Below are 13216 nucleotides of genomic sequence, written 5' to 3' on the forward strand. Positions count from 1 at the left end.
GGTAACCGGTCGTCCGGACCGCTTCTGCCCGGCGAAACTTTCCCGGTGGTGGGCCGAAGCTGCCGGTCTGCGCCTCACATACCCGCCCGGCCTCGCGCGCGGGCGCGTTCCTGTTCTCCCGACACGGTTTCCCGAGTGCCGGACAGGCCCCGGTCAGGCAATCCGAAAACTGGCCCGCCGCTTGCGACGTCGGGGGCAGGCCGATCCGTCTCGCGGATGGCCGCTGAAGAGATCGAATGCGTAAAGGTCGAAATATCGCAATGGGTTACGTGATGGCAGCTTGGCTTGAACACGGTGTGCGCCGCCCCCGGCGACCCGGCAAGGCTTGCCGTGCCGGCGGCAGAATTGACCGCCCGGCCCACTGGATCGGCCTGCGCGCAGGGAGCGGAACATGTCGCTGAACGGAATTCTCGGAAATGCGCTGTCAGGCCTCGCGGCCAGCCAGGCCGGCCTGCGCGCCACGTCCAACAATGTCGCCAATGTCAACACGCCCGGCTATGCCCGCACGGAAGCGCTGCTGCAGGCGCGCAATGTCGGCGGCGTGGCCATGGGCGTGGAAGTTGTCGGCATCCACCGGATCGTCGACCGCCACCTCCAGACCGCATCCCTGCGGGCGATCAGCGATGCCGGTGCGGCCGAGCTGAGCGCGAAAATGCTGGACCGGGTGCAGGCGCAGTTCGGCAAGCTGGACGATGCCGGCTCTCTGTTTTCGCGTATGAATGCGGCTTTCTCGGGCCTGTCGCAGGCGAGTGTCGACCCGACCCTGGCCGTGGCACGACTGTCGGCCGCTTCCGACCTGCAATCCTTCTTCGACGAGGCCAAGCGCCTGTCCGGTGAAATCCGGAGCTACCGTCTGGAGTCGGACTCGAAGATCAATGCCAATGTTACGCGGGTCAACGAGATCATCAACGAGCTCTACGAGCTCAACTCCAGCGTCCAGAGTCTCGCCACATCCGGCGGCGACACCTCCGGCGCGGAGAACCGTCAGTCCGAACTGCTCGACGAGCTGTCGCAATATATGGATGTGCGCGCCGACTATCAGCCCGACGGCCGGGTCGTGGTGCGCACCGGCGATGGTGTGCTGCTGCTCGACAATTACCCGGCCAAGCTGAGCTATGATGCCGGCGGCACGGGTGCCTATGGCATCGACTACGGCAATATTTTCGTTCAGCCGCCCAATGGCGGCACGGCGCAACAGCTGGACAGCCATATCACCAGCGGCGAGCTGCGCGCGCTCATCGACATGCGGGACAAGGAATTGCCCGCCATGGCCGAAGAGCTGGCCGAACTGACCTCGGGCGCGGCCGACGCGCTGAACGCGGCGCACAACAATGCCACTGCCTATCCGCCGCCGCAGACGCTGAGCGGTCGCAATACCGGTCTGGAAGGCACGGATCTGCACAATTTCTCAGGTGCGACCACGCTGGCCGTGACGGACAATACCGGCACGCTGGTGCGGCGCGTCGATATCGATTTCGACGCCGGCACGCTGTCGGTCGATGGCGGGCCGGCCGCACCGATCGGTGCCACGGTGGCCAGCCTGACCACGGCGATCGACACGGCGCTGGGCGGTGTCGGCTCGGCCAGTTTTGCCAATGGCCAGCTGACCATCGCCGCGGATGCCGCGGCCAACGGCATCGCCACCCTGCAGGACGACGCCAATCCCAGCGATCGCGGCGGCCGCGGCTTTGCACACTTCTTCGGTCTCAATGATGTCGTGCGGTCGAATGAGCCCGGCTTTTTCGAGACCGGCTTGACCGGCGCCGAACTGCACGGGTTTGTCGGCGGTTCCACGATCAGTTTCGAAGTGAAGACGGCGGCGGGAGACCGGGTTTCCACAGTCGATATCCCGATGGTCGCCGGCCAGAGCTTCAACGACATCATCACGGCGCTGAACAACACCACGACGGGTGTCGGCCGCTATGTCACCTTCAGCCTCGACACCAATGGCGAACTGACCTCGACGCCGAATGCCGGCTATGAGGCCTTCGACGTCAATCTGACCGGCGACAGCACGTCGCGGCCGGGGTCGGGGCACGCCTTCTCGGAAATCTTCGGCGTCGGACTGGAAGCCCGTGCCGGACGTTCGGAAAGCTTCGAGGTCGATCCGGCGATCCGGTCGGATGCCTCGCGCCTCGCCCTGGCCCAGCTGGATATCGATGGTGCGACGGTTGTCGGCGATGTCGTCGTGACGGCGGGCGACAATCGCGGCGGGATCGCGCTGCAGAGCGCGCTGACCAATCCCCGCGTCTTCGATGCGGCCGGTTCGCTGAACCGCACGACGGTGAGCCTGCAGGACTATGCCTCCCGCATGGCCGGCGCAGTCGGCTCGCGCGCCTCGCGCGCCGAGAGTGTCGCCGGATCGGCGGCCGTTCTGCGTGAAACCGCGGCCCAGAAACGCACCGATGTGGAAGGCGTCAATCTCGACGAGGAACTCGCCGCGATGACGCGCTTCCAGACGTCTTACAACGCATCGGCCCGCATGCTGCAGGCCGCCAAGGAAATGACCGATATTCTCCTGAATATCGTCTAGGAGGTTTTGAACCCATGACGCGGATTTCCACCTATGCCGCCAACCAGTCGGCGCTGATGGACCTGATGAAGGCCCAGAAGCAGATGTTCGAGGCGCAGCAGCAGCTGACGACCGGCAAGCTGGTTCAAGACCTCAAGGGGGTCGGCTACCAGGCCGAAATGCTGTCGGCCGCCCGCGCCGCGGAAACCCAGGCCAAGAGCTATGAGGAAGCCGCGACGCGCACCGAGACCCGGCTGGCCGCCCAGGACACGGCGCTGGAACACATCGCCGATGCCGCCAACAGCCTGCGCCTTGCGATCACCACCAAGGAAGGCGACTACATCATGCAGCAGACGCGCGAGGCCTTCTATGAGGTCACCAACGCGCTCAACACGCAGCATGCCGGCACCTATCTGTTCAGCGGTACGCGCGCCGATGTGCCGTCGGTCGGGATTTCGGACCTGTCGGACCTTGTGCCCATGGGCAATGCCGACGAGGCCTTCCAGAACAATGACCGCAAGCCGCAGGTCCAGCTCGACCAGAATTATTCGATCGAGGTGGGCATGCTGGCCAGCGATGTCGGCGGCGATGTGATGGCGTCCTTCAAGCGGATCGCCGATTTCGACGCCGGACCGAATGGTCCCTTCGCCAGCCCGCTTTCTGCGGCGCAGGAAGCCTTCCTGCAGACCGAGATCCAGAATGTCGTGTCTGCGCTGGACAATCTGCATGCCCGCGTCGGCGAGAACGGCACGCGGCAGGCGCATGTGGAGAATCTGAAGACCAATCATGTGGAGCGCCAGGACTTCATCACCCTGATGATTTCCGACATCGAGGACGCCGACATGGCCGAGGCGGCGACCCGTTTCCAGCAGGCCCAGACGGCCGTGCAGGTCTCCGCAGCGACCTTCTCCTCGCTGAGCCAGGTTTCGCTGCTGAACTATCTGCGATAAACAGCGTGCCATCGATAACCGTTTGCTCCGGGCCTTGACCCCGTTGGAGGCGCAAGAATGACCACGCTGGTTTCCGGCGACGCCCTGGCGCGCGCCGATGCACTGCTTTTTGAATTCAACCTGTCCGGCGATCCGCTGGGACTGGGCGGCAACCCGGCAGACCATCGCGTCGTGGTGGCCATGTCCGGCGGCGTCGACAGTTCCGTCACGGCCGCCGTGCTGCACCGCGCCGGCTATGACGTCGTCGGCGTGACGCTGCAGCTCTACGATCATGGCGCCGCGATCCAGAAGAAGGGCGCCTGCTGTGCCGGTCAGGACATTTACGACGCCAAGCGCGTCGCCGAAGCCTGCGGCTTTCCGCATTATGTTCTCGATTATGAAAGCCGGTTCCGCGAGGCGGTGATCGAGGAGTTCGCCGATACCTATCTGGCCGGCTACACGCCGATCCCCTGCGTGCGCTGCAACCAGACGGTCAAGTTTGCCGACCTCCTGGACACCGCCCGCCAGCTGGGTGCGGCCTGCATGGCGACCGGGCATTACATCCAGCGCGTGGCCGGCCCGAACGGGCCGGAGCTGCGCCGGGCTGCCGATGCCGGCAAGGACCAGTCCTACTTCCTGTTCGCGACCACGCACGAGCAGCTGGACTTCCTGCGCTTCCCGCTGGGTCATCTCAACAAGGACCAGACGCGCCAGCTGGCTGAGGCCTTCGGCCTCGTCGTCGCCGACAAGCCGGACAGCCAGGACATCTGCTTTGTCCCCCAGGGCCGTTATGTCGACATTGTCGAGAAAGTGCGTCCCGGCGCCTCGCGTCCGGGCGAGATCGTGCATGTCGACGGCCGGGTGCTGGGCACGCATGACGGGGTGATCCGCTACACGGTCGGTCAGCGCCGCGGGCTGAACATTGCCTTGGGCGACCCGCTCTATGTCGTGCGGCTGGACGCTGAAAAGGCGCAGGTGATCGTCGGCCCGCGCGAGGCGCTGGAAGTCGACACGATCGGCCTGAAGGAGATCAACTGGCTGGGCGATGACGCCCTGTCGGATGGCGCGCCCGTGCGCGTGAAGGTCCGCTCGACGCGGCCGCCCGTACCGGCCGCCCTGGCGGTCGATGGCGACACCGTCAGCGTTGTCCTTGCCAAGGGCGAGGAGGGCGTGGCGCCGGGCCAGGCCTGCGTCTTCTATTCCAGCGATGACGAGGACCGCGTGCTGGGCGGCGGCTGGATTGCATCGACGAGCGGGCGGGGGAATGCCGGGACGGGTGTGCGGTTGATCGGGTGAGGTCTAGGCGAGGAGTTTTACCCGATCGCCGAAGCGTATCTTGAGCACGAGATCGCGTGTCTGCTTTTTCAAGCCCAGCCCCACGAAGAGCGCTTCTATTTCGCGTGCAATATCCGACCGCGGCTGTTTGAGCTGGGTCTGAATGTGGTTTTCCCAAGAAGGGTCGGAATTGGGTTTTTCGACCATCGATCTTTCTCCGATGACTAATTATGAGCTGATCCGGGCTCCTGCTCAATCTTCTTTGGCGCTCTCCAGATGGTATATGAGGATACCCAGAATGGGGGTGAAGAGACGTTTAAGGAAAACCGCATTCTTGCTACCGCGGAGGAAGTGTTGGGCGTTGGTGGAATCGATTGAAAGCACACCCAGAATTTCGCTGTCGTGGTGGGCTGGCGAGGGGATGGGAACTGCGAAGTAGGATTTGTCCTCGTCACGGTGCCCGGGAGGTCTTGCTACATAGTATCGCGGGTCTTTCAGCACGAGCCAGCGTGCTCGACCGTTGCCCGATTGTGGGGCCATCTCATACCAAGCTGTGCCACAATAGCCCTCGCCCTTTTGAAACTTGCGGCCTTGCGTGAATGAAATCATCTGCCCACCGTCAGAGCGGCACGCATATCCGATTTCCAGCGTGCTCTCCTCGGTTCTGCTGGGCACCATGATGGAAAGTTGGAAGTCGGCTCCGGGTAGCCCCTTGTCTAAAGTGCGCCCGATAGATCGTAGCAATTCCTCGATCATTTTCTGGTGAAATTTCTGGGTCTTTCGCTGTTTTGGGCGAAGAAGGTCGTCTCGCCAGTGTGAGAGGATCAGATGAATATCCTCTCGGATGAGCCGGTATTTGCGATAGGGGTCACGCTCGAAGCGTGTTTCGAGAACATGGATGAGAATGGCCGCGATCATCGTGCCAGAGAGTATCAGTGCAAAGCTGATCAAGGCATTGGTCGAGATGCCGAATAGGACGGTATCGTCAGACGCCGCCGGAACGAAGACGTCGACTTGCCCGATCCAGACGATGATACCGGCCAGTGCTGAAAGGAAGAATGCAAGTGTACGCGACATTGTTCGGCAATAGCAACCAGGGGTAGATTCGTCAAACTGCGCCCCCTTTCCACGCCACCACGGTCAGCCAGTGGATCAAGACGGCGGGCCAGACCGATCTGCTGGTTCGCCAGGCCACCGTACACACCAGTCCCAGCAGCGCCACGATCGCCAAGAAGCCCGGCTCCAGAAAAACCGGCTGGGCCATAGGCAGGCCGAGCCAGACCTGCACGGGGTGCCAGAGCACGAAAGCGGCGATGGCAATTCCAGCTCTCAGCCAGCCGGTCCGGCCGCCCAGCAGGACCCGGAAAACCATCTCTTCGGCGAGTGACGGAACGAGGATTGCCGCTGCTGCAACGGCGATGAATGGCGCCCATTCATCGGTCAGGGAAAACTTGAACAGTGATTCATGTTGCCCCACATAGGCAGCGATGAGCGCGAAAACGCCAAACAGCAGAAGGGATTGTCCCCAGTCGGACAATCGCGGCCAGGTCCGGACTGCCGATGTTGCATCTGCGAAAATGCTTGACGCTGTGCCGCATCTTTCGATCATGCGCGCCAGACTAGAGACGAAACCAACCCCTGAGGAGACACGAAATGAGTGCTAGCGACGATCCCATTGTCATCGTCGGCATGGCCCGCACCCCGATGGGCGGCCTGCTGGGTGAGCTGGCGCCGCTTTCGGCCAACGAACTCGGTGCGATTGCCGTCAAGGCGGCGATGGAAGAGGCCGGTCTCGCCGGCGACGATGTCGACCAGATCCTGATGGGCAATGTGCTGATGGCCGGCCAGGGTCAGGCCCCGGGGCGCCAGGCCGCGATCAAGGCCGGCCTGCCCAAATCCGTCGAGGCGACCACGCTGAACAAGATGTGCGGTTCGGGCATGCAGGCGGCGATCATGGGCCGGTCTGCGATTGCCTCGGGCGATGCCGAGATCATCATCGCCGGCGGCATGGAATCGATGACCAACGCCCCGCACATGCTGCCCACGCATCGCGGCGGCTTCAAATACGGTCATGACACGATCAAGGACCACATGGCCCAGGACGGTCTCGAGGACGCCTACGAGAAGAAGCCGATGGGCGTCTATGCCGACATGATCGCGGAAGAACACCAGTTCACCCGCGAACAGCAGGATGCCTACGCTCTGGAAACCCTGGCCCGCGCCCAGCGCGCGACCAAGGACGGCGACTTCAAGCGCGAGATCACGCCGGTAACGATCCAGACCCGCAAGGGCGATGTGACGGTCGATACCGACGAGCTGCCGCGCAAGGCGATGCCGGAGAAAATCCCGTCCCTGCGTCCGGCCTTCTCCAAGGACGGTACGGTGACGGCGGCCAATGCGTCGGCCATCTCCGACGGTGCGGCAGCCCTGGTGATGATGCGCCAGTCCGAAGCCGAGCGCCGCGGCATCAAGCCGATCGCCCGTATCGTCGCGACGGCGGCCCACGCCCACGAGCCGGCCTATTTCACCACCGCGCCGGTGCCTGCCATGCGCAAGGTCGTCGAGCGGGCCGGCTGGCAGGTCGAGGATGTCGATCTGTGGGAGATCAATGAGGCTTTCGCCGTCGTGCCGATGATCGCGATGAAGGAGCTGGGCATTTCCCACGACATCATCAACGTCAATGGCGGCGCCTGCGCCCTGGGTCACCCGATCGGCGCCTCCGGCGCCCGCATCATGGTGACGCTGCTGGCGGCGCTGGAAAAGGCCGGCAAGACGAAGGGCGTTGCCTCGCTCTGCATCGGTGGCGGTGAAGCAACCGCCATGGCCGTCGAGCGTATGGTGTAAGCGTTTCGAGAGACTGGAACGAAGAAGGGCGCGGCCGGCTGGCTGCGCCCTTTCTTTTTGGGGCGGGTCAGCCCTGAAGGGCGGCGAAGCCCGACAGGCCGGCGATCGGCAGGAAGGCCAGCCAGGCCGGGTGCCGCCCGCGTCCGAGAGCCAGGGCCGCTACTCCGCTGACAGCAAACACCGCCGCGATAATGCCCAGAACGGCGGTCCGTCCGGCGCCGCTCTGCCCGTCCATCACCACGAGAATGCCCGCCAGTCCGAACCAGGCGAGGGTGGTGATATGCCAGGCGGTGCGGATCAGCGCCCGTGTGAAGTCGGTACCGCCACGCAGGCGCGGCAGGGTGTCCAGTGCCAGGAGGGGCCGGACAAGGCGCTGCTCACCGGCGATGGAGTGATAGAGACCGATCAGCACGGTCAGCGCGGCGGCGATCAGAAGCATTGTTTGTGGCCCCCGCTAAAATGCCAGGCCGGCCGCGCCAAGCGCGGCCGTGGCGGCGAAGAGGCTGGTGGAGGGCAGTTTGAGCGGTGCGATGCCGCCCTTCATGGCGACGGCCGCACTCAGCACACACAGCGCGGCGCACAGTGGCGTCAGGAAAAGCGCGATCGGCCGGTAGTCCGCATCCCAGGCAGCGAGGGCATAGCCGGCGGCCATGAAGGCGAGCAGGACGGTGGTGATGTGCCAGCAATAATAGTTCAGCCATTTCGAGGCTGGCGGCAGGGCGTTGCTGTCGAGCAGCGGTCGCGCGACTTCCCGGCCGCCAGCGAATGTGTGAATCAGGGTGGTGAGCAGGGCCGTGGCGGCCGCTAGCCAGAGCAGGAGGGGCATGATAGTGACTCGCATTGGAAAAATTGTTCTAGAAATATTGTTCTAATATGGGCCGGCGGTCAACATTCTCCGACGATGATGTGTTTGCGGCGGTTGGCCGCATGCTGGTGCGTGACGGTGAGATGCGCATGCAGAGTGTGGTGGAGGAGGCCGGCGTGTCGATCGGCTCGCTCTATCACCGTTTCGGTTCGCGCGAGGGTCTGCTGGCGCGCGCCTGGCTGGACACGCTGGCCGCGTTCCATGCGCGCTTTCTCGCCGCGCTCGACCAGCCCGGCGATGTGCCGGGGCTGGCAGCGGCGCTGGAGACGCCGCGCTTTTGCCGCGACGAGCCGGACAAGGCGGTCATCCTTGTGTGCTGCCGGCGCAGCGAGCTGATGTCGGACGACACGCCGGAGGCGCTGCAGGCCGAGCTCGCCTCGGTCAATGACCGGGTGATGGCGGCGATCGGCGCTTTCTGTCGCCACACCGGCTTGCCCATGGACATCGCGCGGCTCGGCCTGATCGGCTTTCCCCTGGGCGCCGTGAAGCTTTACATGCCGGGCGAGCCTGTTCCCGACGCGCTGGACGCGGAGATCGAACGCGCCTACCGCGCCGTTGTCCTGCCACACCTGGCCCGGCGCTGACCCTCAGGGCCATGCTGCGCTGGCGAAGGCCGGCTCAGTCCTCGATATGGTTGAGGGGCAGGCCGCGGCCTTCCTTCACATTGCGGATCTGCACGGAGGTGCGGAAATCGCCGACCACGTCGAGCGGGATCATCTTCTCGTACATGAAGTCGTTATAGCTATCGATGTCCGGCGTAACGACCTTGAGCAGGTAGTCATAGGGGCCGGTCATGGTGGCGGCCTCGGTGACTTCCTTGAAGGACTGGATGGCGCTTTCGAACTTTTCGTAATTCGCCTTGCGGGCCGGCTGGATCTTCACTTCCAGATAGGCGGTGAACATCAGGCCGATGGCGCGGCGGTCGAGCTGGACCGAGCGGCGCTTGATGATGCCCTCGGTCTCCAGCCGCCGGATCCGGCGCCAGCAAGGGGAGGGTGTCAGGCCGACGATTTCGGCGATATCGGCGACCGAGCGGCCGGCGTCTTCCTGCAGGGCTTCCAGAATGCGGACATCAATCGTGTCGAGAGTGGCAGTCATTATTTCCTCAAACCATGGATTTCTGCGAAATTAATCCAATATATTGCACTTGCGAACCCCGAAATGGCGCCGCATTCCAACGGTAGACAAGACCTGTCCATCCGCGTTAGACGCCGTCTCGCGCTCGCGAGCCAGTATATCGCGGCGATTGCCGGGGCCCAGACGCCCCATCAGTTCAGCGAGAGCCCATGGCACAAGACGAACCCCGCTTCCATGTTCCGGCGCCTCATGTCCGGCCCGGCGACACGCCCGACTTCTCCCATCTCGACCTGCAGGCTGCCGGTGAGGCGCCGCGTCCCGACCCGTCCGTCGCGGGCATGGAGACGCGCGACCTGGCGCTCGGCCTGATCGGTGTGCTCGATCACAACCACCAGGCCGTCGGCGACTGGGATCCCAAGCTGCAGCCGGACGTGCTGCGCGAGGGGTTGCGCCACATGATGCTCACCCGCGCCTATGACGACCGCATGCTGAAGCTGCAGCGCCAGGGCAAGATGAGCTTCTACATGAAGTCGACGGGCGAGGAGGCGGTGGCTGTCGCCGGCGCGATGGCGCTGGACAAGGGCGACATGGTGTTTCCGTCCTACCGTCAGCAGGGCATCCTGTTTGCGCGCGGCCGCGACATTGTCGACATGATGTGCCACTGCATCTCCAACAGCCGGGACAATCTGAAGGGCCGGCAATTGCCGGTGCACTACACCTGGGCCGAGGGCAATTTCTTCTCGATCTCCGGCAATCTGGCGACGCAATTCCCGCAGGCCGTGGGCTATGCGATGGCGTGCCAGTACAAGGGTGACAAGCAGATCGCCGCGAGCTGGATCGGCGAGGGTTCGACCGCCGAGGGCGACTTCCACGGCGCGCTGGTGCTGGCCTCGACCTATAAGGCGCCGGTTATCCTCAATGTCGTCAACAATCAGTGGGCCATCTCGACCTTCCAGGGCATCGCCGCCGGTCAGTCGCCCAGCTTTGCGCTGAAGGGGCTGGGCTATGGCCTGGCCTCGCTGCGGGTCGACGGCAATGATTTCCTCGCCGTCTATGCCGCCACGCAATGGGCTGCCGAGCGCGCCCGTGCCGGTCATGGCGCCACGGTGATCGAGACCTTCACCTATCGCGCCGACGCGCACTCCACTTCGGACGACCCGTCCGGCTACCGCCCCAAGGGCGAGAACGAGATCTGGCCGCTGGGCGATCCGATCGCGCGTCTGAAGAACCATCTCATCGGTCTGGGCGAGTGGGACGAGGAGCGTCACACCGCGCTGGAGAAGGAACAGAACGAGCTGGTGATCGCCTCCTACAAGGAAGCGGAAAGCCATGGCACGCTGCATGACGGCCCGCTATCGCCGGTCAATTCCATCTTCGAGGATGTTTACGCCGAACAGGACTGGCGCCTGCGCCGCCAGCGCCAGGATCTGGGAGTCTAGGACATGGCCACGATGAACATGATCCAGGCCCTCAACTCGGCCCTGGACGTGATGATGGAACGCGATGGCGACGTCGTCAGCTTTGGCGAGGATGCCGGCTATTTCGGCGGCGTGTTCCGCGTCACGGCGAACCTGCAGAAGAAATACGGTCTCGACCGCTCCTTCGACGCACCGATCAACGAGGCAGCCATCGTCGCCATGGCGATCGGCATGGCCGCGCGCGGCCTCAAGCCTGTCGCGGAAATCCAGTTTGCCGACTATATCTTCCCCGGCCTCGACCAGATCGTGTCGGAACTGTCGCGCCTGCGCTATCGTACGGCCGGCACGTTCACCGCACCGGTCGTGATCCGCACGCCCTGCGGCGGCGGTATCCGCGGCGGCCAGACCCACTCGATGAGCCCGGAAGCCTTCTTTACCCACATCCCCGGTGTGCAGGTGATGATGCCGTCCAACCCGTATGACGCGAAGGGCATGCTGATCTCGGCCATCGAAAGCCCGGATCCGGTGATCTTCTTCGAGCCCAAGCGTCTTTATAACGGTCCGTTCGACGGGCATTCCGGCGGCGCGCTGTCGTCCTGGGGCAAACATCCCAAGGGCGAGGTGCCCGAGGGCCACTACACCGTGCCGATCGGCAAGGCGGATGTGGTTCGCGAAGGCAATGCCGTGACCATCGTCACCTATGGTACGCTCGTGCTCGTCGCCCAGGCGGCAGCCGAAAAGGCCGGTGTCGATGCGGAAGTCATCGATCTGCGCACCCTGGTCCCCTACGACATCGAGACGATCGCGCGTTCGGTCAACAAGACCGGCCGCTGCATCGTTGCCCAGGAAGCGCCGCGCACCTCCGGCTTCGCAGCCGAGCTGGCCGCGCAGATCCAGGAAGAATGCTTCTATGCCCTCGAGGCGCCGATCCAGCGCGTTGCCGGCTGGGACACGCCTTACCCGCACGCGCATGAATGGTCCTACTTCCCGGGCCCGGAGCGTTTCATCCATGCGATGAACGCCGTTCTGGAGGCTTAAGATGAGCGAATACCGCTACAAGATGCCCGATGTCGGCGAAGGGATCGTCGAGGCCGAGATCGTCGAATGGCACGTCAAGGAAGGTGACACCGTCTCCGAGGACCAGCACGTGCTCGATGTGATGACCGACAAGGCGACGGTGGAAATCCCCTGCGCCGTGAACGGCACGGTCACCAAGCTGGTCGGGGCACCGGGCGATGTTATCGCCGTCGGCACCGAGATCATGTTCATCGCCACCGAAGGCGCGGCTCCGGCCGAGGACGAGGCGAAAGAGCCGGAACCGGAAGCCCCGGCCCGGCCCGAGCCGAAAAAGCCGGTCGAGCCGGAACAGGCCGCTGCGGCGCCCTCCGTGGCTGCCCGCATGACCGGCGAGCGTCCGCTGGCCAGCCCGGCCGTGCGCAAGCGCGCCCTGGACAAGGATATCGATCTCGGCCTGGTGCCGGGCACGGGGCCGGCCGGCCGCATCACGCACGAGGATCTGGACGATTTCATCAAGTCCGGCGGGCGTCTGGCGTCCAAGTCCGGCGGGGGCGGCACGGCGATCCGTGCGCCGCAGACCGGTGTCACCGAGGAGAAGGTGATCGGCTTGCGCCGGCGCATCTCCGACAATATGTCGCGCGCCCAGCGCACCATCCCCGACATCGCCTATGTCGAGGAGATGGACGTTACCGCGCTGGAAGAGCTGCGGGCGCATCTCAACAATACCCGCCGCGAAGACCAGCCCAAGCTGACCTTCATCCCCTTCCTCGTGATGGCGCTGACGCGGGCCCTGCCGCACACGCCCCAGGCCAATGCCCATTTCGATGGCGAGGCCATGGTGCTGACCAAGTATGACGCCATCCATTGCGGCATCGCCGCGGCGACGCCGAACGGTCTGATGGTGCCGGTGATCAAGCACGCGGAAAGCCTGGACATCTGGCAGATCGCGAGCGAGCTCGGCCGTCTCGGCCAGGCGGCCAAGGACGGCAAGGCAACCAAGGACGAGCTGACCGGTTCGACCATCACCATCACCTCGCTGGGGGCGATCGGCGGTCTGGTCACCACGCCGATCCTGAATGCGCCGGAAACCGCCATCATCGGCGTCAACAAGATGCAGACCCTGCCGCGCTATGACGCAGACGGCCAGGTCGTGCCGCGCAAGGTGATGAACCTGTCATCCTGTTTCGACCACCGTATCGTCGACGGCTATGACGCCGCCATGCTGATCCAGCGGGTCAAAGGGTTCCTGGAGAACCCGGCCACCCTGTTCATGGGCTAG

14 protein-coding genes are annotated in these 13216 nt (G+C 64.3%); 8 read left to right on the plus strand and 6 right to left on the minus strand.

The features are described 5' to 3' along the window. Window positions 1-391: 391 nt before the first annotated feature. The 3 genes from flgK to mnmA are packed head-to-tail and all read left to right on the plus strand — an operon-like array spanning window position 392 to window position 4737. Window positions 392-2533, plus strand: coding sequence for a flagellar hook-associated protein FlgK (gene flgK, locus ACXAJV_RS04605; RefSeq protein ID WP_475082440.1), 2142 nt, complete (start codon window positions 392-394; stop codon window positions 2531-2533). A gap of 14 nt (window positions 2534-2547) precedes the next feature. Continuing rightward, entirely contained in the window at window positions 2548-3462 is a 915-nt protein-coding gene (locus tag ACXAJV_RS04610) for a flagellin (protein ID WP_475082442.1), read from the plus strand. Window positions 3463-3519: 57 nt separating this feature from the next. Beyond that, window positions 3520-4737, plus strand: a complete 1218-nt coding sequence (gene mnmA / locus ACXAJV_RS04615) for a tRNA 2-thiouridine(34) synthase MnmA (protein WP_475082444.1) — start codon at window positions 3520-3522, stop codon at window positions 4735-4737. 3 nt (window positions 4738-4740) lie between these two features. On the opposite strand, the gene ACXAJV_RS04620 is transcribed toward mnmA, so the two are convergent. Genes ACXAJV_RS04620 through ACXAJV_RS04630 form a run of 3 tightly spaced genes read right to left on the minus strand, consistent with a single transcriptional unit; the run spans window position 4741 to window position 6253 of the window. Continuing rightward, window positions 4741-4923, minus strand: a complete 183-nt coding sequence (locus ACXAJV_RS04620; protein ID WP_475082446.1) for a hypothetical protein — start codon at window positions 4921-4923, stop codon at window positions 4741-4743. Between the two features lie 45 nt (window positions 4924-4968). Further along, entirely contained in the window at window positions 4969-5793 is an 825-nt protein-coding gene (locus tag ACXAJV_RS04625) for a hypothetical protein (protein ID WP_475082449.1), read from the minus strand. Between the two features lie 31 nt (window positions 5794-5824). Further along, window positions 5825-6253, minus strand: coding sequence for a CPBP family glutamic-type intramembrane protease (locus ACXAJV_RS04630; RefSeq protein WP_475082451.1), 429 nt, complete (start codon window positions 6251-6253; stop codon window positions 5825-5827). A 116-nt stretch (window positions 6254-6369) separates the two neighbouring features. On the opposite strand from ACXAJV_RS04630, the gene ACXAJV_RS04635 reads away from it, so the two are divergent. Continuing rightward, window positions 6370-7560 carry a thiolase family protein gene (locus tag ACXAJV_RS04635; protein ID WP_475082454.1) on the plus strand — a complete coding sequence of 397 codons (1191 nt, stop codon included), beginning with the start codon at window positions 6370-6372 and terminating at the stop codon, window positions 7558-7560. 67 nt (window positions 7561-7627) lie between these two features. Here the strand turns inward: ACXAJV_RS04635 and ACXAJV_RS04640 are convergent, their stop codons facing one another. Both ACXAJV_RS04640 and ACXAJV_RS04645 read right to left on the minus strand, forming a co-directional pair. Next, window positions 7628-7999, minus strand: coding sequence for a hypothetical protein (locus tag ACXAJV_RS04640; protein WP_475082456.1), 372 nt, complete (start codon window positions 7997-7999; stop codon window positions 7628-7630). Between the two features lie 15 nt (window positions 8000-8014). Continuing rightward, entirely contained in the window at window positions 8015-8386 is a 372-nt protein-coding gene (locus ACXAJV_RS04645; RefSeq protein WP_475082458.1) for a hypothetical protein, read from the minus strand. 47 nt (window positions 8387-8433) lie between these two features. Between ACXAJV_RS04645 and ACXAJV_RS04650 the strand changes: the two genes are divergently transcribed. Beyond that, window positions 8434-9009: a TetR/AcrR family transcriptional regulator gene (locus ACXAJV_RS04650; protein ID WP_475082460.1), complete on the plus strand. Its 576-nt coding sequence runs from the start codon at window positions 8434-8436 to the stop codon at window positions 9007-9009. A gap of 34 nt (window positions 9010-9043) precedes the next feature. On the opposite strand, the gene ACXAJV_RS04655 is transcribed toward ACXAJV_RS04650, so the two are convergent. Further along, entirely contained in the window at window positions 9044-9523 is a 480-nt protein-coding gene (locus tag ACXAJV_RS04655) for an Lrp/AsnC family transcriptional regulator (RefSeq protein WP_271185685.1), read from the minus strand. 188 nt (window positions 9524-9711) lie between these two features. Between ACXAJV_RS04655 and ACXAJV_RS04660 the strand changes: the two genes are divergently transcribed. From ACXAJV_RS04660 to ACXAJV_RS04670, 3 genes are read left to right on the plus strand one after another with little or no spacing between them, the layout of a single operon-like run. Further along, complete coding sequence (locus ACXAJV_RS04660) at window positions 9712-10941, plus strand: thiamine pyrophosphate-dependent enzyme (protein ID WP_475082462.1); 1230 nt, start codon at window positions 9712-9714, stop codon at window positions 10939-10941. A 3-nt stretch (window positions 10942-10944) separates the two neighbouring features. Beyond that, complete coding sequence (locus ACXAJV_RS04665) at window positions 10945-11958, plus strand: alpha-ketoacid dehydrogenase subunit beta (protein ID WP_475082464.1); 1014 nt, start codon at window positions 10945-10947, stop codon at window positions 11956-11958. A 1-nt stretch (window position 11959) separates the two neighbouring features. Further along, window positions 11960-13216: a dihydrolipoamide acetyltransferase family protein gene (locus ACXAJV_RS04670; protein WP_475082467.1), complete on the plus strand. Its 1257-nt coding sequence runs from the start codon at window positions 11960-11962 to the stop codon at window positions 13214-13216.

Source organism: Maricaulis sp. ABE4_448 (assembly GCF_056160825.1).

Coding starts and splice junctions, on each gene's coding strand:
- flgK (WP_475082440.1), top strand. CDS start 392: ATGTCGCTGAACGGAATTCTCGGAAATGCGCTGTCAGGCCTCGCGGCC.
- ACXAJV_RS04610 (WP_475082442.1), top strand. CDS start 2,548: ATGACGCGGATTTCCACCTATGCCGCCAACCAGTCGGCGCTGATGGAC.
- mnmA (WP_475082444.1), top strand. CDS start 3,520: ATGACCACGCTGGTTTCCGGCGACGCCCTGGCGCGCGCCGATGCACTG.
- ACXAJV_RS04620 (WP_475082446.1), bottom strand. CDS start 4,923: ATGGTCGAAAAACCCAATTCCGACCCTTCTTGGGAAAACCACATTCAG.
- ACXAJV_RS04625 (WP_475082449.1), bottom strand. CDS start 5,793: ATGTCGCGTACACTTGCATTCTTCCTTTCAGCACTGGCCGGTATCATC.
- ACXAJV_RS04635 (WP_475082454.1), top strand. CDS start 6,370: ATGAGTGCTAGCGACGATCCCATTGTCATCGTCGGCATGGCCCGCACC.
- ACXAJV_RS04640 (WP_475082456.1), bottom strand. CDS start 7,999: ATGCTTCTGATCGCCGCCGCGCTGACCGTGCTGATCGGTCTCTATCAC.
- ACXAJV_RS04645 (WP_475082458.1), bottom strand. CDS start 8,386: ATGCCCCTCCTGCTCTGGCTAGCGGCCGCCACGGCCCTGCTCACCACC.
- ACXAJV_RS04650 (WP_475082460.1), top strand. CDS start 8,434: ATGGGCCGGCGGTCAACATTCTCCGACGATGATGTGTTTGCGGCGGTT.
- ACXAJV_RS04655 (WP_271185685.1), bottom strand. CDS start 9,523: ATGACTGCCACTCTCGACACGATTGATGTCCGCATTCTGGAAGCCCTG.
- ACXAJV_RS04660 (WP_475082462.1), top strand. CDS start 9,712: ATGGCACAAGACGAACCCCGCTTCCATGTTCCGGCGCCTCATGTCCGG.
- ACXAJV_RS04665 (WP_475082464.1), top strand. CDS start 10,945: ATGGCCACGATGAACATGATCCAGGCCCTCAACTCGGCCCTGGACGTG.
- ACXAJV_RS04670 (WP_475082467.1), top strand. CDS start 11,960: ATGAGCGAATACCGCTACAAGATGCCCGATGTCGGCGAAGGGATCGTC.